An 18528-nucleotide genomic window follows, 5' to 3' on the forward strand; every position below is an offset into this window, starting at 1 on the left:
GCCAGCAGGGAGCTGGCAATCGGCTCCCTGTCACACAAGCCATCAGCCCTGCAAAAACGCCAGCAGGTCTTTGTTGAGCATCTCTGCATGGGTCACTGCAAACCCGTGCGGCGCGCCTGGGTAGACCTTCAGCTCGGCCCCCTTGATCATCGCGGCAGCCCGTTTGCCCGAAGCCTCGAATGGCACCACCTGATCGTCGTCACCGTGAATCACCAGGGTCGGCACATCGATTTTTGCCATGTCCGGGCGGAAGTCGGTTGCGGAGAACGCCGTCACGCAATCCAGCGTGCCCTTGAGCGAGGCGAGCAGGGCGATGTTCAGCGTCTGCGTCTGTACGCCTTCGGAGACTTTCTGGCCGTGGTTGATGCCGTAGAACGTGCTGGCGAAGTCGCTGATGAATTGGGCGCGGTCCTTGAGCAGGCCTGCCATGATGCCATCGAATACGGACTGCTCGACGCCTTCCGGGTTGTCAGCGGTTTTGAGGAAGAACGGTGTGACCGAGCCCAGCAACGCCAGTTTGGCCACCCGCTCGCTGCCATGTTTGGCGATATAGCGCGTGACGTCACCGCCGCCCATGGAGAAACCCACCAGTGTCACGTCGCGCAGATCGAGGTGTTCGATCAGCTCGGCGATGTCGTCAGCGAAGGTGTCATAGTCATAGCCGGTCCACGGCTGACCGGAACGACCGAACCCGCGGCGGTCGTAGGCGATGGTGCGATAGCCCCGGCTGCTCAGGTATTCCATCTGGTATTCCCACATGTCCGCATCCAGCGGCCAGCCGTGGCTGAACAGGACCGGTTTGCCCGTGCCCCAATCCTTGTAATAGATCTCGGTGCCATCTTTGGTGTTGAACGTGCTCATGCAGATTCCTCTTGATGTCAGGTTCTCGATGTCGGGTTGATCCGGCGAACGCCGTGCTGCGCAGGCGGGTGAACGCCTTCGGCAGCTCCCGATAATTCCGGCACTGGAGGTTTTGCATAGTTCAGTCGAGAAGACTGAGCGTACTGCCCAACCGCGGTTTTCTGAAACATTGCCTCATCGTATTTCCCTGCCGAAACCGAACTTGCCGCGCATACGGGAATCAGTTCATTGGGGTCGAGGCTTGCCTTGCCCTGTCTATGGTTTGACTTGCCCATTGAAGGAGAGAACTGCGTGGCGTCTCAGCTGAAAATCTTGATCCTTTCGGGTCTGCTGTTATTCGCAGGCAGTTTCAATCTCCAGGCGGCCGATGTACCTGCATTACCGATGGGCGCGGCGGTGCCGGCAGACGACAAGGCTGCTGAAAAGGCTGACCCCAAAGCCGACCCCAAGGCCGCTGACAAACCCGCCGCGAAAGCGGATGACAAGGCGGCGGACAAGGACAAGACCGATGCGAAACCAGCCGATGGTGCAGAGCCTGCGGCCGAGGCCCCAGAGTTGCTGGTGCAGGGCGGGTTGCTCGGTGCCATCAGTACCAGCATCGATGACGTCCAGGAAAAGCTCAATCTGGATGACAACCTGTTCGACGCCTGGCAACTGCGCGCCGATCGCGCCGCTGACGAGCTGGAAAAGCTGGTCAACAAACGCACCACACGCTCCCCATGGAGTGTCGCCGGGGACTTTCTCGCCCTGTCTTTTGTATGGATCGCATCGTTTGCGGTTCTGACCACGCTGGGTCGTTTTCTGGCCGTACGCTTGTGCCGCACACCGTTCATGCGGGTGCGCGCGCGCAGTCAGGCGCTGCTCAAGTACGTGTTGCCATTTACTCTGCCAGCCATCGTCTGCCTGCCGTTGACCCTTTACGTCAGCCACTTCATGCCGTCTTCGGTAGGCCGCGCGCTGGCGCTGTGTTTCGCGTATGCAACCAGCAGCGGCATCGTCTCGACTTCGGTGCTGCTCTGCGTGATCGTGATGTTCAACTTCGGGCATAAGCGTGCCGGCGTGCGCATGATCCGCCGCTACGCGCCGCGGCCACTGTTCGTGGTCGGCTTCCTGGCGGCGCTGAGTGACGCGCTGACCAGTCCGCAGATCGCCCGTCAGCTGGGCAGTAACGTCACCACCAGTGTTGCGGTGTTTACCGGGCTGTTTGCCTCGGTGGTGTTCTGCATGCTGATCATCAAGGTGCGTCGCCCGGTGGCCCACCTGATCCGTAACCGCTCCTTGAGCAGTCGTCTGCAGCGGCCCGCGCTGCAACAGTCGTTGAAGATATTCTCCAGGCTGTGGCACCTGCCGATCCTGCTGATGATTCTGGTCTCGGCGATCAACCTGATTGGCGCTGGCGAGGACAGTCAGCAAGCGCTGCGGTGTGCGTTGTTCACCACCATTCTGCTGATTGCCACGGTGTTCCTCAGCACCGTGTTCCAGCACCTGTTCAAACCGACGGAAACCCTCGGGCGCGGCGGGCATGTGTACAAGGCGCGCCTGCTGAGCCTGGTGTACGCGGTGTTGCGTATCGCGCTGGCCATCGGGTTCATCGAGATACTGGGGCGGATCTGGGGCTTCTCGATGTTCGAGTTTGCCCAACGCAATACTCTGGGCCGAGTGATCAGTGATTCGCTGAGCAGCATCGGTCTGATCTTCGTCGTCACCTGGCTGTTGTGGGTAGTGCTCGACACCGCCATTCAGGAAGCCCTGAAACCGCCGGTCAATCATCGCAGCGGACGCCAGCCGAGTACTCGGATCAAAACCATTCTGCCGCTGCTGCGCAACGCGGTGAAAATCATTCTGGTGGTGATCTGTGCGATCACCACCATGGCCAACCTGGGCATCAACGTGGCACCACTGCTGGCGGGTGCCGGTGTGGTCGGTCTGGCCATCGGTTTCGGTTCGCAACAACTGGTGCAGGATGTGATCACCGGCCTGTTCATCATCATCGAGGACACCTTTTCGGTGGGCGACTGGGTGGTGCTCAGCACCGGCCATTCCGGGTCGGTGGAAAGCCTGACCATTCGCACCGTGCGCCTGCGTGACGGCAAGGGGTTCGTCCACTCGGTGCCGTTCGGCCAGATCAAGGCGGTCACCAACCAGTCGCGGCAATTCGCGTACGCGTTCTTCTCGGTGCAGTTCACCTATGACTCGGACATCGATGACGCGCTGGCGCTGATCCGCGAGACCGGCCAGTCGATCAGCGAAGACATCCTGCTCAAGCACAACCTGCAGGGGCCGCTGGAGGTCTTCGGCGTCGATCGCATGGACCTCAACGGCGTGGTGCTGACCGCGCAATTTCGTACCTCTTCGGGCGGTCAGTACGCGGTGGGGCGCGCGTTCAACGAGCGTCTCAAGCGCCTTGTGGACAAGAACCCGAATGTGCGTTTTGCGCAGACTTATCCACAGATGGTCATGGGGCCGGGCTTCAATAACCCGCAGGCTGGCGTCGAAGCCGAAGGGCCACCCGCGCCCTCGGACCCTGCCATGGCGACACCTTCTGCGCCTGCGCCCGCGCCGCTCAGTCTGTCCAAAGGCAACAGCACGCCCGGCCCGGCAGCTCAGTAATTCAACCGACGCACGGGGACGCTGCAACGCTTTGTCGCGGCGTCATTAACCCGCCAGGCTGCGCAACTGTTGGGGGTTGGCAGGCAACGTGTTATGTTTGCAGGCGTTTTTCAATTGTTCGTTTGATTACCTGATACCGAGCCTGCTGACTCTATGCGAATGCGCCTTATGCTGTTGGGCGGCGGGAATGCCCTCGGGCAGGCGCTGATTCGTCTGGGTGCCGAGGAAGACATTGGTTTCCTCGCACCACGTCCACCGCAAGACGGCTGGGACGTGGCGAGCCTCACGCAACTGCTTGATGACACCCGTCCCGATGCCCTGATCAACCTTGCTTACTACTTCGACTGGTTTCAGGCGGAGACCGTGAGTGAAGCGCGCCTGACCCATCAGGAGCGCTCTGTCGAGCGTCTTGCCGAACTGTGTCAGCACCACAACATCACGCTGGTTCAGCCGTCCAGCTATCGTGTGTTCGATGGTTCCCGCGCGACGGCCTACAGCGAAAAAGACGAGCCTGTACCTCTGGGCCTGCGCGGCCAGGCCCTGTGGCGTATCGAGCAGAGCGTTCGTGCGACCTGCCCGCAACATGTGCTGGTGCGTTTCGGCTGGTTGCTGGATGACAGCACCGATGGCGTGCTGGGCCGCTTTCTCTCGCGTGCCAAGGAACCCGGAGAGCTGCTGCTCGCCGACGATCGTCGCGGCAACCCGACGCCGGTCGATGATGCGGCACGGGTGATCATTTCGGTCATCAAGCAACTCGACTGCGAAGCGCCGCTGTGGGGCACCTACCACTACGCCGGACACGAGGCGACCACGCCACTGGCGCTGGGGCAGGCAGTGCTCACCGAAGCGCGTCTGCTGCACGCGCTGGCCATCGAATCGCCCACTGCGCAGGCTCATGCCGCGCGTCCCGATGCAGCCGAAGAACCGCAGCACGCGGTACTGGCCTGCAAGAAAATTCTCCACACTTTCGGCATCAAGCCCCGCGCCTGGCGGGCCGGCCTGCCAAGCCTGCTGGATCGGTATTATCGACATGTCTGACGCTCCTGTTCTGATCACTGGAGGTGCGGGTTTCATTGGCTCGCACCTGACCGACGCATTGCTTGCCAGCGGGCAGACCGTGCGTATCCTCGACAACCTCTCGGCAGGCAAGCGCAGCAACTTGCCGCTCGATAACCCGCGGGTCGAACTGATCGAAGGGGACGTGGCCGATGCCGACCTGGTCAAGCGCGCGGCGCAGGGCTGCAAGGCCGTTGTGCACCTGGCGGCAGTGGCCTCGGTGCAGGCGTCGGTCGATGACCCGGTGCGCACCCACCAGAGCAACTTCATCGGCACGTTGAATGTCTGCGAGGCCATGCGCGAAGCGGGCATCAAACGGGTGATCTTCGCTTCCAGCGCGGCGGTGTACGGCAACAACGGTGAGGGCGAAGCGATCACCGAGGACACCACCAAAGCACCGTTGACCCCTTACGCCTCGGACAAGCTGGCCAGCGAGTATTACCTGGATTTCTACCGTCGCCAGCATGGCCTGGAACCGGTGATCTTTCGCTTCTTCAACATTTTCGGGCCACGCCAGGACCCATCGTCGCCGTACTCCGGTGTGATCAGCATCTTTGCCGAGCGTATCCGCAAAGGCCTGCCGATCAGCGTGTTTGGCGATGGCGAGCAAACGCGGGATTTCTACTACGTCGGGGATCTGCTCAAGCTGCTGCTGCAGGCCTTGTCACGGGAAAGCGCTATCGAAGGCGCGATCAACGTCGGCCTGAACAAGACCACATCGCTCAACGAACTGCTGGCTGCGCTTGCGCAGGTTGTCGGCAAGCAGCCGGAAGTCACCTATCAGGCACCACGCTCGGGCGACATCAAACACTCCCGCGCCAGCAACCAGCGCCTGCTGGAACACTTCACCCTCGACGAGCCAACGCCGCTGGTGCGTGGGCTTGAGTTGTTGATGGGGCAGTGAGCCCTACATCGAATGTAACTGCCTATTCGCGAACAAGTTCGCTCCTACAAAAGCCTGTGAGCACCTGTAGGAGCGAACTTGTTCGCGAAGATGATATTGCAGGCGCAGAAAGTGCATCGAATGTAACTGCCTATTCGCAACAAGTTCGCTCCTACAAAAGCCTGTGAGCACCTGTAGGAGCGAACTTGTTCGCGAAGCCGATATTGCAGGCGCAGAAAGTACATCGAATGTAACTGCCTATTCGCGAACAAGTTCGCTCCTACAAAAGCCTGTGAGCACCTGTAGAAGCGAACTTGTTCGCGAAGACGATATTGCAGACGCAGAAATTACACCGAATGTAACTGCCTATTCGCGAACAAGTTCGCTCCTACAAAAGCCTGTGAGCACCTGTAGGAGCGAACTTGTTCGCGAAACCGATATTGCAGACGCAGAAATTACACCGAATGTAACTGCCTATTCGCGAACAAGTTGCTCCTACAAAAGCCTGTGAGCACCTGTAGGAGCGAACTTGTTCGCGAAGCCGATATTGCAGACGCAGAAATTACACCGAATGTAACTGCCTATTCGCGAACAAGTTGCTCCTACAAAAGCCTGTGAGCACCTGTAGGAGCGAACTTGTTCGCGAAGCCGATATTACAGGCGCAGAAAGTGCATCGAATGTAACTGCCTATTCGCGAACAAGTTCGCTCCTGCAAAAGCCTGTGAGCACCTGTAGGAGCGAACTTGTTCGCGAAGCCGATATTGCAGGCGCAGAAAGTACATCGAATGTAACTGCCTATTCGCGAACAAGTTCGCTCCTACAAAAGCCTGTGAGCACCTGTAGAAGCGAACTTGTTCGCGAAGACGATATTGCAGACGCAGAAAGTGCATCGAATGTAACTGCCTTCGGACCAGCCCGCTCCTGCAAAAAACGCGGCATTACTTCGTCATGGAGTTGGTACGAGATCATCAGGTCTACAAAACACAAAGGCACCCAATAAGGGTGCCTTTGTGTTTGTGGCGCTTGAGACGTTCAGGTCAGAACTTGTAACCCACACCCACCATGTATACCCATGGGTCGATGTCCACGTCGACCTTGGTCTTGCCGACGGCCAGGGCTGACGGGCCGTCCACGGTTGCTTTGGTGTCGATGTCGACGTACCAGACCGAGGCGTTGAGCAGTACGTTGTCGGTGATCATGTAATCCATGCCCAACTGCCCGGCCAGGCCGACCGAGTCCTTGAGCTTGAGGTTGCTGAAACCCTGATCCTTGCGGTTGCCGGTCAGGTCGGTATCGAAGAACGTGGTGTAGTTGATGCCCACGCCAGCGTACGGCTGGAATTTCGACGACGGTTCCATCGGGTAGTACTGCAACGACAGCGTCGGGGGCAGTTGTTTGATATCGGCCAGCTTGCCATCCAGGCCAGGCCCGAGGCCTTTGACCGACACGGTGTGGCTGAACGGCGTAGCGGCCAGCAGCTCGATGCCGACGTGCTGGGTCAGCATGTAGGCGAAGGTCAGGCCCAGCTGGTTTTCGCCGTCGACAGTCGCTTTGGTGCCGGAAACCTTGGCACCGTCGAGGCGTACTTCGCCGCTGTCTTCATTGGGCTGGACGTGTGCGACACCGGCGCGAACGATGAAGTCGCCAGGCTGGTAGGCGTGTGCCGCGACCGGGGCGGTGAGGGCAAGCGCGACAAGGGACGCGCGTAGCAGATGCTTGTGCATGGAGGCTCCAGAGATCAGTCAAAATTTATGGGCGTAATGTTAAAGCGCTGTCGAGCGGCGACTTTGACTCAGCTCAATGAAATCGCTGGGAACCTCGTGATCCTTATGAATCCGGCAACTCGTAGACAAGAATCTTGTCTGCCTGCATCTGATAACCCGCTTCTGCCAGTTCGCTGGAAGACGACTTGGCCTGCATCGGTCCTTCGATCCAGTACGGCTGATACAGCTCATCGACCTTCACACCCAGCTCGCTCGTGACATGCACGATCTGGTTCGCCGGTGGCGGCGGCACATGGATGCAGGCGCCGAAATACGGGACCAGCAAAAACTCCGTCACCCGGCCTTCCTCACTGACCTCGAGCGGCACGATGTAGCCCGGTAAACGCACCAGTTTGCCGTCCAGTGCCTTGACCACCGGCGCATGCGGCGCCAGTTGGTGGGCCGCAGGCGCTGCCTCCATGGCCAGTGCATCGGACAGCTTGGACATATCGTGCAGCGGAGCCGTTACCGGCTTCACCACAGGTGCATCGGGTGGAATCATGTCATTCCAGGTCAGCTCACGCGGCTCGGCGGCCCACACTTGAGTGGTAACCGAGAACAGCAGAGTGAGTAGCATGCGCCGCATCATGAAGGTCCTCATAAACGAATCGACAGTCCATCGGCCAGTGACTGCCTGTAGGCTCGCCAGGCTGGCACGGTTCCCATCAACAGCGCGCAGCCGAGAATGGCACCGAGTAATGTCCATTCATATTGGCCAGGTGGCATAGACGACAGGTACAGACCGTAGTTGTCGAGCACGTAGTCGCGGGCCACGAAGATGCCGATATAGAGCAGCGCAAGGCCGCTGATGACACCCGCCAGCGCCAGGGCGAAGGCTTCGAGTATAAGCAGACTTGCGATATGCCAGGGGCGCGCGCCGACCGAGCGCAGTATGGCCATTTCCCGGCGGCGCTCGTTGAGGCTGGTGAGAATCGCAGTCAGCATGCCGATCAGTCCGGTCAGCACCACGAACAGCGAAATCACGAACAGCGCCTTTTCCGCCGTGCCCATCAGGCTCCACAGCTCCTGCAGTGCCACGCCGGGCAGAATCGCCAGCATGGGCTCGCCACGGTATTCGTTGATCTCGCGTTGCAGGCTGAAGGTGGAAATCTTGCTGTTCAAGCCCAGCATGAAGGCAGTGATCGCCGTCGGCGTCAGGTCCATGTTGCGCGCCTGATCGGCTGAGATGCGCTCGTTGCCGCGTGCCGGGGCGCCGTTGTGCCAGTCGATATGAATGGCCTCCATGCCGCCCAGGCTGATATGCAGCGTGCGGTCCACCGGGGTACCGGTCGGCTTGAGGATGCCGACCACAGTGAATGGCTTGTCGTCATGCTTGACCAGGCTGATCGCGGCGACACCGTGCGCCAGTACCAGCTTGTCGCCCAGCTTGTAATGCAGCGCCTTGGCGACCTCCGAACCCAGCACCACTTCAAAGGGATCGGTCTTGAACTCGCGTCCTTCGGCCATTTCCAGGTGCTGTTGGCGACCGAATTGATAATGCTCGAAATACGCTTCATTGGTGCCCATCACCCGGTAGCCACGATGGGAGTCGCCCAGCGAAACCGGGATCGCCCACTTGACCTGCTTGCTGTTGGCGAAGTGCTCGAAGCTGTCCCAGCGAATGTTGTTGGTGGCATTGCCGATGCGGAACACCGAGTACAGCAACAGGTTGATCGAGCCGGAGCGCGCACCGACGATCAGGTCGGTGCCGCTGATGGTGCTGGCGAAGCTGGAGCGCGCTTCAGTGCGCACCCGCTCGACGGCCAGCAACAGGCAAACCGACAGCGCAATGGCGAAGGCAGTGAGAAACGCGGTGAAACGGCGGTTGGCCAGGCTGGCCATGGCCAGACGAAACAGATACATCTCAAATCTCCACGGCAACGGCGGCGCGATTCAGGTCGCTCAGCGACAGATCGCGATCAAACAGCGGTGCCAGGCTCTGGTCATGACTGACAAACAGCAGGCTGGCCCCGGCCTCGCGGCACTCGGCGAACAACAGGCGAATGAACGCCTCGCGCGAGTCCGCGTCCAGCGCAGACGTTGGCTCGTCGGCAATCACCAGCTCCGGTTGACCGATCAGCGCCCGGGCGGCAGCGACTCGCTGTTGCTGGCCGATGGACAGCGAGTCGGCGCGGCGTATCAGCATCGCCGGGTCTTTCAAACCCAGGTGGGCGAGCAGGGTAGTGGTGGCTTTCTCGACGCTGCCATGGCGTTGCCTGGCACGCTCGGCGCGGACCTTTGAAAAGTGACAGGGCAGTTCGATGTTTTCCCGCACCGACAAAAACGGCAGCAGGTTGAACTGCTGGAAGATGTAGCCAGTGTGATCGACGCGAAAGCGATCACGCGCGGCCGAAGAGAGGGCCGACAGGTCCTGGTTCAACAGGCGAATGCTGCCGCTGACCGGTTTTTGTACACCGCCCAGCAGGCCCAGCAGCGTGGTTTTACCGCTGCCACTCGGGCCTTTGAGGAACAGGGTTTCGCCGCTTTGCAGGCGGAACTCGGGGATGTCCAGCAGTTGCGGATGGCCGGGCCAGTTGAAGCGCAGGTCCGACAGTTCGATCAGTGCTTGGGTCATGGGCTGACTCACGCTCGGTTGGAAATTAAAAGACCGGGCCAGGCCCGGTCGTTGTACTGCAGGGTGCGATCAGAATTTCAGCGTCGGGTTGGCTGCGATCACTTCTGCGCCTGACTGGCCGCCTGGCGAAATCAGTTGTACCTGAAGCTTCTTGGTGTCGGGAAAGGTTGTGAAGATTTGCGACAGGTCGAGCTTCTTCAGAATGGCCGGTGCGTCACAGACGAACTTGTAATGACCGTGAATTTCGCTGTGCTCATGATGATCGGCGTCGCCGCCCTTGGCGTGTTCATCGTGATCGTCATCCTTGTCACCAAACAACGGGCTTTCCAGCTTTACCGAAGTGGCCGAGCAATTGGCGGCATCGGCAATGCTGAACAACGCGTTGGGCTTGAGCAGCAATTCGCGCGCCTTGGCGACTTTGGCCTTGTCTTCATCCGAGGTCGCAACGTGTTCGAAACCGACGATGTTCATGGCCGGGCTATCGAATTCGAATTCCAGCGTCTTGCCTTCCAGCACCACATCCAGACGTCCTACGCCATGCTCGTGCGCGCCCAGGCTGCCATGCTCATCGCCATGATCGTGGTCGTGTTCTTCAGCCGCGTGCGCAGCAACGAGTGGTAACAGGGCGAAAGGCAGGGCGAGTAGCATACGGCGCATAGCGGGCTCCAGAACAATAATCGAGAAAAACTGTTATGTGATCTTATAACAAGTGACGGCCTGCGTGGACGTGTTTTTATCCAGACGCAGGGTGACCGGGCTGCAGCAAAGCGCTATTGACGGTCTTGTCGGGCATACCCGGTCCGGTGCTTATGCCTAAGTAGTCTCACACTTCGCGTCATCAAGTCCTACTCTGGAAGATGAAAATCGCTACACCTGCGCCGGATGCGCAGGAAGGTTTTCATCGCCAGTAAGGGCCTGCGCTCGACCTGGGCCGAGTGCGACATCAGGGAAGATACTCATGAACAAGCTCCATTCGAACAGAGAAGTCCTGCGTGCTGTGTACAAGGATATGACACGCATCACCGAATTCGCCGACGCTGACATCGTGCTGCACAAGGCGGATCAAGGCGCTGGCGGTGGCTTGTCCATAGCCATCGGCAGGGAGGCAGTGCTTTCCCATCAGATCAATCTGATCAGGCGTACCCATCAGACCCTGTACATGGATGTCCACGACATCGTCGCCAACGATCACTTCGGCTCGGTGCTGGGCGAGATGCGCGCCAGTTGCGAGGGCCGGAAGATCATCATGCCGTTTTGCGACCTGTGGCGGTTTCGCGATGGCCGAATTATCGAGTGCTGGGAAAACGTCTACGACGTGCGGGCGCTTGGCAATTTCATCAACGGCAAGGAACCGGTCCTCAACCAGTGGCGTTACGGTTGATCATGGGAATGCGCGCCAGCCTGTGGGAGCATGTACGCCTGACTGTCAGCAGGTGCACATCATGTTGCGTATTCGTGGAACCGTAGGCCAGTGGCCGGTGGATTTGACCCTTGAACTGGACGAAGAAGACTGGGCGCAACTGGGCGCGCAGCTCAAGGGCGTGGCCCCGGAGGCGCCAGCCGCCGTAGCCGAGAACACGCCGCTCAACCAGGACGACAGGCTCTGGCAAGTCGCTCAGGAATTGCTGCACAAGGCCGGGCAGATGAGTGGGCCGGATCTATTGGGACAACTGGAAGGGTTGGCGGGCAGTACCGCTGCGGGCAAGCATCTGCTGGTGCGCTTGCGTCACTCGGCGAACGTGAAGGTCGAGAGCGGCGGAGATGCGCCGCTGTACAGCTGGATCGAAGCAACGTGACCTGACCGCGCTCAGCAACAGCAGGCACCTCATTGCGGTGCCTGTTGTGTTACGCCTCAGTACAGCGCGGCAAACAGCTTGCGACGGTACGCCGTGACCAGCGGGTGATCGTTGCCCAGCAGGTCGAATACTTGCAGCAGCGTCTTGTGCGGCAGCCCCTCGGCGTAATTGCGATTGCGGATGAACAGCTTGAGCAGGCCCTCGAGCGCAGCTTCGTACTGTTGACGCGACAACTGCTGAATCGCCAGTTGCAGTGCTGCTTCATCGTCCTGCGGGTTTTGTGCAAGACGGCTTTTCAGTTCGGCGGCGTCCGGCAGGGTCGCGGCCTGCGCGAGGAACGTCAGTTGGGCCTTGGCACCGGCCAGTTCGGCCTTGTGTGCATCACCGGTGACCGCATCCAGCACGGCCTTGGCCTCGCTCAGCTCGCCCCGTTCGGCCAGGCAGCGCGCATACAGAATCAGCGCGGCGCCATTGGTGTTGTCTTCGCCCAACAGCACTTTGAGCTGTGCTTCGGCTTCGGCGAAACGACTTTCGGCAAACAGCGCCTGTGCCTGCTTGAGCGGATCGGCGGCCGGAGGCGGCGGCATGACCACGTGCTGGTCGAGAATCTTGCGGATTTCCGACTCGGGCTGGGCACCGGCAAAGCCATCTACCGGCTGGCCGTCCTTGAACAGCACCACGGTCGGCAGGCTGCGAATGCCGAAGCGCGCCACGATGTCCTGCTCGATGTCGCAATTGACCTTGGCCAGCAGCAGCTCGCCCTGATAACTCTCGGTGATTTGCTGCAGCAGGGGCATCAAGACCTTGCAGGGCGCACACCACTCGGCCCAGAAATCCACCAGCACTGGCTGGTCGAAGGACTTGTCGATCACCAGTTGATCGAAGTTCGCGGCGGTTGCGTCGAAAATGTAAGCAGTTTCCTGGCTCATTGCACGTCTCGAAGAATCTGAATGCTGCCAACTATAAAGCCCGCAGGGCAATGCTGAAAGCGGTGTCATTCATGGGGCTGGGAACTGACTATCGTGCCAATGCTCTGCGTTGGCATGCAGTTCGTGACGCTCTGCGTCGCAATTCTGCGCCGCTCCGCACGCTCAAGGTCGGACGCAGAGCGTCCAGAAATGCATTCCCACGCTGGAGCGTGCGGAACGATAAAGCGTGAGTCAGCACGCTCACCGCGCCGCGTGATAGAGGCTCACGTCGCGAAATTCGTGCGGCTCGGCCAGGTCCGGCAGGGTGTGCGCATGGAGCATCGTCAGACGCTGGTAGGCAGCGTGCTTGAAGTCGCGCACGCGGGAATCGGCCACCAGTGCCTCGCGGCCTCGGGAGAGGAACTGGTCCAGCAACGGCAGGTTGGCGCGGTCGTAGAGCACGTCGGCGATCAGAATCAGATCGAAGCGGTCCGCCTCGGCAAAGAAATCCGTCGAGTAGCGCAATGGCACCTGATTGAGTTCGGCATTGGCCCGGCAGGCAGCGAGCGCCAGTGGGTCGAGATCACAGGCCACGACCTCAAGCGCCCCGGCCTTGAGCGCGGCAATGCCCGCCACACCCGAGCCCGCACCAAAGTCCAGTACCCGTTTGCCAGCCACCCAGTGCGGGTTTTCAGCCAGAAAACGTGCCAGAGCCAGGCCGCTGGCCCAGCAAAAGCACCAGTACGGTGGATCTTCCAGAATACGCCGCGTTTCATCCGGGCTGAAGGCGCGGTCCATGTTGGCATCGTCGATCAGCCACAGCTTCAGCGCTGTGCCCGGCAGCGCAGTAATTGCCAGCCGGGCGTCGCCGAGCAGCTCGCTCAGCGTGCGTTGCAGGTGTTGCGGAGCGATCATGGCGCCTTGACGAACTGCAACTGCCCCAGGGCCTGAGTCACCGGCTGATCGATACGCATCGACGGCAGGTGCAGGATCAGCTGCCCGGATTTACTGGCGCGGCCACGCAATTCGACGCGTCCGCCGACCGGAAAGGCTTCCGGGTTGAAGCGCAGCTGGAACGGCAATGATTGACCGTTACCCTTGAGCAGGGTGTTGGTCAGCAGCTTCTGCGGACGTCCGCGTTCGTCGATGACCAGCATTGCCAGCTCGACCTCGGCGCCGGTCGGCACGCCCAGCAATTGCCCGCTGAGTTCACGTTGGTACGGTTGCAGTGGCCCCGGCCCGGCAGGCAGCTTGATCGAAGGCGCGACCGGTGGCGGCGCAGCGGGTTTCGGCGCGTCATTGCTGCTGCACGCGGCCAGCAAGCCGATGAAGCAGAGTAGAAAAGCGGGGCGTAACGTCATCAAGAGCTCCACAAGGCAAAATTCGAAAGGCTGGGTGACGCCAAGCGTGCAGTATTACCGAGCCCGGACAATTTCACACCGCTTTAATGCGCGTCTATATACCGTAAACCCTCAGCCTTGTCTTGCCGGCAGGATGCGCTAACATGGCGCTCCCCATTCTTTCGTTGCCAGCCACCATGCACTGTCCCTTCTGCGGTGCCAATGACACCAAAGTCATCGACTCCCGCCTCGTCGCCGAAGGCGAGCAAGTACGCCGCCGACGCGAGTGCCTGGCCTGCGGCGAGCGCTTCACCACGTTCGAAACTGCCGAGCTGGTCTTGCCGCGTCTGATCAAACAGGACGGCAGCCGCCAGCCTTTCGATGAAGAAAAACTGCGCGCCGGTATGCAGCGCGCGCTTGAAAAGCGTCCGGTGAGTGTCGAACGCCTGGAAGCGGCCCTGGTTCACATCAAACACAAGCTGCGCGCGACCGGCGAACGCGAAGTCAAATCGCTGGTAGTGGGTGAGCTGGTCATGACCGAGCTGCAGAAGCTCGACGAAGTGGCCTACATCCGTTTCGCTTCCGTGTACCGGCGCTTTCAGGACCTCAACGAATTCCGTGAAGAAATCGATCGTCTGGCCCGCGAGCCGGGCAAGGAATAAATGCATTGCTGACTGAACAGGCGGCTCTCGACGTTCATTACATGGCGCGAGCACTCGAGCTGGCGCGCAAGGGGCTCTACTCCACGCATCCCAACCCGCGAGTCGGCTGCGTGATCGTGCGTGAAGGCCGGATCGTTGGCGAAGGCTGGCATGCGCGCGCCGGTGAGCCGCATGCCGAAGTGCATGCGTTGCGCCAGGCCGGCGAGCTGGCCAGAGGCGCGACCGCCTACGTCACCCTCGAACCGTGCAGTCACCAGGGGCGCACACCGCCCTGTGCCGATGCACTGATCGAAGCCGGGGTGACGCGGGTTGTCGCGGCGATGCAGGACCCTAATCCCGACGTTTCCGGCCGTGGCCTGTTACGCCTTATGAACGCTGGCATCGGCGTTCAGTGTGGTGTGCTGGAAAGCGAAGCGCGAGCGCTGAACAAAGGTTTTCTCAAGCGCATGGAAACCGGCCTGCCGTACGTGCGGGTCAAGATGGCCATGAGCCTGGATGGTCGAACGGCGATGGCCAGCGGTGAAAGCCAGTGGATCACCGGTCCCGAGGCGCGTTCTGCCGTGCAGCGCCTGCGCGCTCAGTCGAGCGTGGTGCTCAGCGGCGCCGACACGGTGCTGGCCGACAAGGCTCGTCTCACCGTGCGCCCTGATGAATTGGGGCTCGATGCCGAACTGACCGCGCTGGCCGCTGCACGTGCACCGTTGCGCGTGTTGATCGACGGCCGTTTACGCGTGCCGCTCGATGCACCGTTCTTCCAGGCAGGCAGTGCGCTGGTCGTGACCTGCGCCGCTGCGTCGGCGCGAGGTCGTTATCAGGAAGAGGGCCACGAAATGCTCGCCCTGGCCGACAGCGCCGGTCATGTGGACCTGCGCAGGTTGATGGGCGAGCTGGCCGCGCGTGGCGTCAATGAAGTACTGGTCGAGGCCGGTCCGCGACTGGCTGGGGCTTTTGCGCGGCTCGGGCTGGTCGACGAGTTTCAGCTCTTCATTGCCGGCAAGTTTCTCGGCTCATCGGCCCGTCCGCTGCTCGATCTGCCCCTGGCGCAGATGAGCGAGGCACTTGAGCTGAACATTGTGGAAATGCGTGCTGTCGGTAATGACTGGCGAGTCATCGCTCTCCCTGTGCGCACACCCGGCGTATAATTCCCGGCTTTCGCCTAGCGCGCAGCCCTTGTTCTCCCGGAGGACCCATGTTTACCGGCATTATCGAATCCATTGGCAGCATCCGCGCCCTGACTCCCAAAGGCGGCGACGTCCGCGTTTATGTGGAAACCGGCAAGCTTGACCTGACCGACGTCAAACTCGGCGACAGCATTGCCGTGAATGGCGTATGCCTGACCGCCGTCGAATTGCCCGGTGATGGCTTCTGGGCTGATGTGAGCCGGGAAACCCTGACCGTCACCGCCTTTGTCGACCTGAAGACCGGCAGCCGGGTCAACCTGGAAAAGGCCCTGACCCCGACTACACGTCTGGGTGGCCATCTGGTCAGCGGTCATGTCGACGGCGTCGGCGAAATCGTCGCCCGTGCAGATAACGCCCGCGCCATTCAGTTCACCGTGCGTGCGCCACGTGAGCTGGCCAAATACATCGCCCACAAAGGCTCGATCACGGTCGACGGCACCAGCCTGACCGTCAACTCGGTCAACGGCGCGGAGTTCGAACTGACCATCGTGCCTCATACCTGGAGCGAAACGATCATGGCCGATTACCAGCCCGGCCGTAAGGTCAACCTGGAGGTCGACCTGCTGGCGCGTTATCTGGAGCGCCTGCTGCTAGGTGACAAGGCCGCCGAGCCGGGCCACGGCACGATCACCGAAAGCTTCCTGGCCGAGAACGGCTACCTCAAATCCTGAATTGATTGAAGGGGGTGCCGCGTGGCGCTCAACAGTATCGAAGAACTGGTCGAAGACATTCGCCAGGGCAAGATGGTCATCCTCATGGATGACGAAGACCGCGAAAACGAAGGCGACCTGATCATGGCCGCCGAATGCGTGAAGCCCGAGCACATCAACTTCATGGCGCGTTTCGCCCGTGGTCTGATCTGCATGCCGATGACTCGCGAGCGCTGCGAAACCCTCAAGCTGCCGCTGATGGCCGCGCGCAACGGTTCGGGTTTCGGCACCAAGTTCACCGTTTCCATCGAAGCCGCCGAAGGCGTGACCACCGGTATCTCGGCAGCCGACCGCGCACGTACTGTGCAGGCTGCCGCTGCCAAGGACGCCAAGGCCGAAGACATCGTCAGCCCGGGCCATATCTTCCCGCTCATGGCTCAGGCGGGTGGCACCCTGGCGCGCGCCGGTCATACCGAAGCGGCCTGCGACCTGGCGCGCATGGCCGGTTTCGAGCCGACGGGCCTGATCTGCGAAGTCATGAACGACGACGGCACCATGTCCCGTCGCGCCGAACTCGAAGCATTTGCCCTGCAACATGACATCAAGATCGGCACCATCGCCGACCTGATTCACTACCGGATGATCCACGAACGTACCGTTCAGCGGATTGCCGAGCAGCCGATGGACAGCGAACTGGGCAGTTTCAACCTGGTGACCTACCGTGATTCGGTCGAGGGCGACGTGCATCTGGCGCTGACCCTGGGCACCATCTGCGCCGAAGAGCCCACGCTGGTTCGCGTGCACAACATGGACCCGCTGCGTGACCTGTTGATGGTCAGCCAGCCCGGCCGCTGGAGCCTGCGCGCCGCCATGCGCGCGGTTAACGAGGCGGGCAGCGGCGTGGTGCTGCTGCTCGGTCACCCGCTGGATGGCGATGTCTTGCTGGCTCATATTCGCGAAACCGCCGGTCAGCAACCGATCAAGACACCGACCACGTACAGCACGGTCGGTGCCGGTTCGCAGATCCTTCGTGACCTCGGCGTGCGCAAAATGCGCCTGATGAGTTCGCCGATGAAGTTCAATGCGATATCCGGTTTCGATCTGGAAGTTGTAGAATACGTGCCCTCCGAATAAATACCGGCAGGTCGGGGCGTGTGGAAGATGGTTTTTCGCAGGTTTTGGCCTGACAGGCATGATTCGTGGCCTAATATCCCTCAAAGTCCGCCCCAAGGCGGGCTTGCTCTTTAATACGAGACTCACCGAATGACCTTGAAGACCATCGAAGGTACCTTCATCGCCCCCCAGGGCCGCTATGCCTTGGTAGTTGGCCGTTTCAACAGCTTCGTCGTGGAAAGCCTGGTTAGCGGTGCCGTTGATGCGCTGGTACGCCATGGCGTGAGCGAAAGCGACATCACCATCATCCGTGCCCCGGGTGCGTTCGAGATTCCACTGGTTGTGCAGAAAGTTGCCCAACGCAGCGAGTTCGCGGCCATCGTCGCACTGGGTGCAGTGATCCGTGGCGGTACTCCACACTTCGAATACGTGGCAGGCGAGTGCGTCAAGGGCTTGTCCCAGGTGTCCATGGAGTTCGGCGTGCCGGTCGCTTTCGGCGTGTTGACCGTCGACTCCATCGAACAGGCCATCGAGCGTTCCGGCACCAAAGCCGGCAACAAAGGCGCTGAAGCCGCTCTGTCCGCTATCGAAATGGTCAGTCTGCTGTCGCAGCTGGAGGCCAAGTGATTTCCGACGATACCGACCAGTTCAACCCGCGCGATGCCAAGTCGCCGGAAGCCGCCAAGGGCAAAAGCGCCAAGCGTCGTGAAGCACGTCAGATGGCAACCCAGGCCCTGTATCAGTGGCACATGGCTGGCCATTCGTTGAACGAGATCGAAGCGCAGTTCCGTGTCGACAATGATTTCAGCAACGTTGACGGCACCTACTTCCGTGAGCTGCTGCACGGCGTGGCAACCAACAAGACCGAGATCGACACCGCGCTTTCGCCTTGCCTTGATCTGACCATCGAAGAGCTCGACCCGGTTGAGCTGGCCGTACTGCGGCTGTCCACCTTCGAACTGCTCAAGCGCATCGACGTGCCTTATCGCGTGGTGATCAACGAAGGCATCGAGCTGGCGAAAGTCTACGGCTCCACTGACGGCCACAAGTTCGTCAATGGCGTGCTGGACAAGCTGGCGCCGCGCCTGCGTGAAGTCGAAGTGAAGGCCCACAAGCGCTGATTCGCGCC

20 protein-coding genes are annotated in these 18528 nt (G+C 60.6%); 11 read left to right on the top strand and 9 right to left on the bottom strand.

What is annotated here, in order from left to right; genetic code table 11:
- Window positions 1–42: 42 nt before the first annotated feature.
- On the bottom strand, window positions 43–861 hold the full coding sequence (locus P406_RS01610; RefSeq protein ID WP_046235119.1) for an alpha/beta fold hydrolase: 819 nt from the start codon (window positions 859–861) through the stop codon (window positions 43–45).
- A gap of 291 nt (window positions 862–1152) precedes the next feature.
- Here P406_RS01610 and P406_RS01615 point away from each other — a divergent pair, with 291 nt between their 5' ends.
- The 3 genes from P406_RS01615 (at window position 1153) to P406_RS01625 (ending at window position 5431) form a co-directional block, all read left to right on the top strand.
- Window positions 1153–3471 carry a mechanosensitive ion channel family protein gene (locus P406_RS01615; protein WP_046235120.1) on the top strand — a complete coding sequence of 773 codons (2319 nt, stop codon included), beginning with the start codon at window positions 1153–1155 and terminating at the stop codon, window positions 3469–3471.
- A 153-nt stretch (window positions 3472–3624) separates the two neighbouring features.
- Window positions 3625–4509 carry a sugar nucleotide-binding protein gene (locus P406_RS01620; protein ID WP_003426665.1) on the top strand — a complete coding sequence of 295 codons (885 nt, stop codon included), beginning with the start codon at window positions 3625–3627 and terminating at the stop codon, window positions 4507–4509.
- Window positions 4502–5431: an NAD-dependent epimerase/dehydratase family protein gene (locus tag P406_RS01625; protein ID WP_003391839.1), complete on the top strand. Its 930-nt coding sequence runs from the start codon at window positions 4502–4504 to the stop codon at window positions 5429–5431. Before P406_RS01620 ends, P406_RS01625 begins: the two co-directional genes overlap by 8 nt.
- Before the next feature lie 1017 nt (window positions 5432–6448).
- Here the strand turns inward: P406_RS01625 and P406_RS01630 are convergent.
- From P406_RS01630 to P406_RS01650, 5 genes are all read right to left on the bottom strand, one after another.
- Window positions 6449–7135, bottom strand: coding sequence for an OmpW/AlkL family protein (locus P406_RS01630; protein WP_011269052.1), 687 nt, complete (start codon window positions 7133–7135; stop codon window positions 6449–6451).
- A 103-nt stretch (window positions 7136–7238) separates the two neighbouring features.
- Complete coding sequence (locus P406_RS01635; protein ID WP_004412093.1) at window positions 7239–7763, bottom strand: DUF3299 domain-containing protein; 525 nt, start codon at window positions 7761–7763, stop codon at window positions 7239–7241.
- A gap of 8 nt (window positions 7764–7771) precedes the next feature.
- Window positions 7772–9037 (bottom strand): ABC transporter permease, encoded by a 1266-nt coding sequence (locus P406_RS01640; RefSeq protein ID WP_003317058.1) that lies wholly within the window; start codon window positions 9035–9037, stop codon window positions 7772–7774.
- 1 nt (window position 9038) lies between these two features.
- Window positions 9039–9749 (bottom strand): ABC transporter ATP-binding protein, encoded by a 711-nt coding sequence (locus tag P406_RS01645; protein WP_046235121.1) that lies wholly within the window; start codon window positions 9747–9749, stop codon window positions 9039–9041.
- A gap of 69 nt (window positions 9750–9818) precedes the next feature.
- Window positions 9819–10406 carry a DUF2796 domain-containing protein gene (locus P406_RS01650; protein ID WP_046235122.1) on the bottom strand — a complete coding sequence of 196 codons (588 nt, stop codon included), beginning with the start codon at window positions 10404–10406 and terminating at the stop codon, window positions 9819–9821.
- A gap of 301 nt (window positions 10407–10707) precedes the next feature.
- Between P406_RS01650 and P406_RS01655 the strand changes: the two genes are divergently transcribed.
- A complete protein-coding gene (locus P406_RS01655) occupies window positions 10708–11130 on the top strand; it encodes a nuclear transport factor 2 family protein (RefSeq protein WP_046235123.1) in 423 nt (140 codons plus the stop codon).
- 61 nt (window positions 11131–11191) lie between these two features.
- The gene (locus P406_RS01660) at window positions 11192–11545 is read left to right on the top strand and encodes a hypothetical protein (protein ID WP_046235124.1); all 354 of its coding nucleotides are present in this window, start codon (window positions 11192–11194) and stop codon (window positions 11543–11545) included.
- 56 nt (window positions 11546–11601) lie between these two features.
- On the opposite strand, the gene trxA is transcribed toward P406_RS01660, so the two are convergent.
- The 3 genes from trxA to P406_RS01675 all read right to left on the bottom strand — a co-directional run bounded on the left by trxA (window position 11602) and on the right by P406_RS01675 (window position 13814).
- Window positions 11602–12474 carry a thioredoxin gene (gene trxA / locus P406_RS01665; RefSeq protein ID WP_003349508.1) on the bottom strand — a complete coding sequence of 291 codons (873 nt, stop codon included), beginning with the start codon at window positions 12472–12474 and terminating at the stop codon, window positions 11602–11604.
- A gap of 240 nt (window positions 12475–12714) precedes the next feature.
- The gene (locus tag P406_RS01670; RefSeq protein ID WP_046235125.1) at window positions 12715–13368 is read right to left on the bottom strand and encodes a class I SAM-dependent methyltransferase; all 654 of its coding nucleotides are present in this window, start codon (window positions 13366–13368) and stop codon (window positions 12715–12717) included.
- On the bottom strand, window positions 13365–13814 hold the full coding sequence (locus tag P406_RS01675) for a lipoprotein (RefSeq protein ID WP_046235126.1): 450 nt from the start codon (window positions 13812–13814) through the stop codon (window positions 13365–13367). The genes P406_RS01670 and P406_RS01675 overlap by 4 nt, the downstream gene beginning before the upstream one ends.
- 176 nt (window positions 13815–13990) lie before the next feature.
- Here P406_RS01675 and nrdR point away from each other — a divergent pair, with 176 nt between their 5' ends.
- The 6 genes from nrdR (at window position 13991) to nusB (ending at window position 18520) form a co-directional block, all read left to right on the top strand.
- Complete coding sequence (gene nrdR / locus P406_RS01680) at window positions 13991–14455, top strand: transcriptional regulator NrdR (protein ID WP_003317051.1); 465 nt, start codon at window positions 13991–13993, stop codon at window positions 14453–14455.
- A 41-nt stretch (window positions 14456–14496) separates the two neighbouring features.
- A complete protein-coding gene (gene ribD / locus P406_RS01685) occupies window positions 14497–15597 on the top strand; it encodes a bifunctional diaminohydroxyphosphoribosylaminopyrimidine deaminase/5-amino-6-(5-phosphoribosylamino)uracil reductase RibD (RefSeq protein WP_162234446.1) in 1101 nt (366 codons plus the stop codon).
- 47 nt (window positions 15598–15644) lie between these two features.
- Window positions 15645–16307 (top strand): riboflavin synthase, encoded by a 663-nt coding sequence (locus P406_RS01690; protein WP_046235128.1) that lies wholly within the window; start codon window positions 15645–15647, stop codon window positions 16305–16307.
- Window positions 16308–16328: 21 nt separating this feature from the next.
- A complete protein-coding gene (gene ribBA, locus P406_RS01695) occupies window positions 16329–17420 on the top strand; it encodes a bifunctional 3,4-dihydroxy-2-butanone-4-phosphate synthase/GTP cyclohydrolase II (RefSeq protein ID WP_003368927.1) in 1092 nt (363 codons plus the stop codon).
- 129 nt (window positions 17421–17549) lie between these two features.
- Window positions 17550–18026 carry a 6,7-dimethyl-8-ribityllumazine synthase gene (gene ribH, locus P406_RS01700; RefSeq protein ID WP_002555427.1) on the top strand — a complete coding sequence of 159 codons (477 nt, stop codon included), beginning with the start codon at window positions 17550–17552 and terminating at the stop codon, window positions 18024–18026.
- Window positions 18023–18520, top strand: coding sequence for a transcription antitermination factor NusB (nusB, locus tag P406_RS01705; RefSeq protein WP_003419525.1), 498 nt, complete (start codon window positions 18023–18025; stop codon window positions 18518–18520). Before ribH ends, nusB begins: the two co-directional genes overlap by 4 nt.
- Window positions 18521–18528: the final 8 nt, after the last annotated feature.

The organism is Pseudomonas syringae pv. coryli str. NCPPB 4273, assembly GCF_000972175.1.
GTDB lineage: Bacteria > Pseudomonadota > Gammaproteobacteria > Pseudomonadales > Pseudomonadaceae > Aquipseudomonas > Aquipseudomonas syringae.

What these genes read in the sequence shown, in the direction of transcription:
- P406_RS01675 (WP_046235126.1), bottom strand. Translation starts at nt 13,814, where the DNA reads ATGACGTTACGCCCCGCTTTTCTACTCTGCTTCATCGGCTTGCTGGCC.
- P406_RS01670 (WP_046235125.1), bottom strand. Translation starts at nt 13,368, where the DNA reads ATGATCGCTCCGCAACACCTGCAACGCACGCTGAGCGAGCTGCTCGGC.
- P406_RS01620 (WP_003426665.1), top strand. Translation starts at nt 3,625, where the DNA reads ATGCGAATGCGCCTTATGCTGTTGGGCGGCGGGAATGCCCTCGGGCAG.
- trxA (WP_003349508.1), bottom strand. Translation starts at nt 12,474, where the DNA reads ATGAGCCAGGAAACTGCTTACATTTTCGACGCAACCGCCGCGAACTTC.
- P406_RS01655 (WP_046235123.1), top strand. Translation starts at nt 10,708, where the DNA reads ATGAACAAGCTCCATTCGAACAGAGAAGTCCTGCGTGCTGTGTACAAG.
- P406_RS01650 (WP_046235122.1), bottom strand. Translation starts at nt 10,406, where the DNA reads ATGCGCCGTATGCTACTCGCCCTGCCTTTCGCCCTGTTACCACTCGTT.
- P406_RS01625 (WP_003391839.1), top strand. Translation starts at nt 4,502, where the DNA reads ATGTCTGACGCTCCTGTTCTGATCACTGGAGGTGCGGGTTTCATTGGC.
- nrdR (WP_003317051.1), top strand. Translation starts at nt 13,991, where the DNA reads ATGCACTGTCCCTTCTGCGGTGCCAATGACACCAAAGTCATCGACTCC.
- ribH (WP_002555427.1), top strand. Translation starts at nt 17,550, where the DNA reads ATGACCTTGAAGACCATCGAAGGTACCTTCATCGCCCCCCAGGGCCGC.
- P406_RS01660 (WP_046235124.1), top strand. Translation starts at nt 11,192, where the DNA reads ATGTTGCGTATTCGTGGAACCGTAGGCCAGTGGCCGGTGGATTTGACC.
- P406_RS01690 (WP_046235128.1), top strand. Translation starts at nt 15,645, where the DNA reads ATGTTTACCGGCATTATCGAATCCATTGGCAGCATCCGCGCCCTGACT.
- ribD (WP_162234446.1), top strand. Translation starts at nt 14,497, where the DNA reads ATGGCGCGAGCACTCGAGCTGGCGCGCAAGGGGCTCTACTCCACGCAT.
- P406_RS01610 (WP_046235119.1), bottom strand. Translation starts at nt 861, where the DNA reads ATGAGCACGTTCAACACCAAAGATGGCACCGAGATCTATTACAAGGAT.
- P406_RS01635 (WP_004412093.1), bottom strand. Translation starts at nt 7,763, where the DNA reads ATGATGCGGCGCATGCTACTCACTCTGCTGTTCTCGGTTACCACTCAA.
- P406_RS01630 (WP_011269052.1), bottom strand. Translation starts at nt 7,135, where the DNA reads ATGCACAAGCATCTGCTACGCGCGTCCCTTGTCGCGCTTGCCCTCACC.
- P406_RS01645 (WP_046235121.1), bottom strand. Translation starts at nt 9,749, where the DNA reads ATGACCCAAGCACTGATCGAACTGTCGGACCTGCGCTTCAACTGGCCC.
- P406_RS01640 (WP_003317058.1), bottom strand. Translation starts at nt 9,037, where the DNA reads ATGTATCTGTTTCGTCTGGCCATGGCCAGCCTGGCCAACCGCCGTTTC.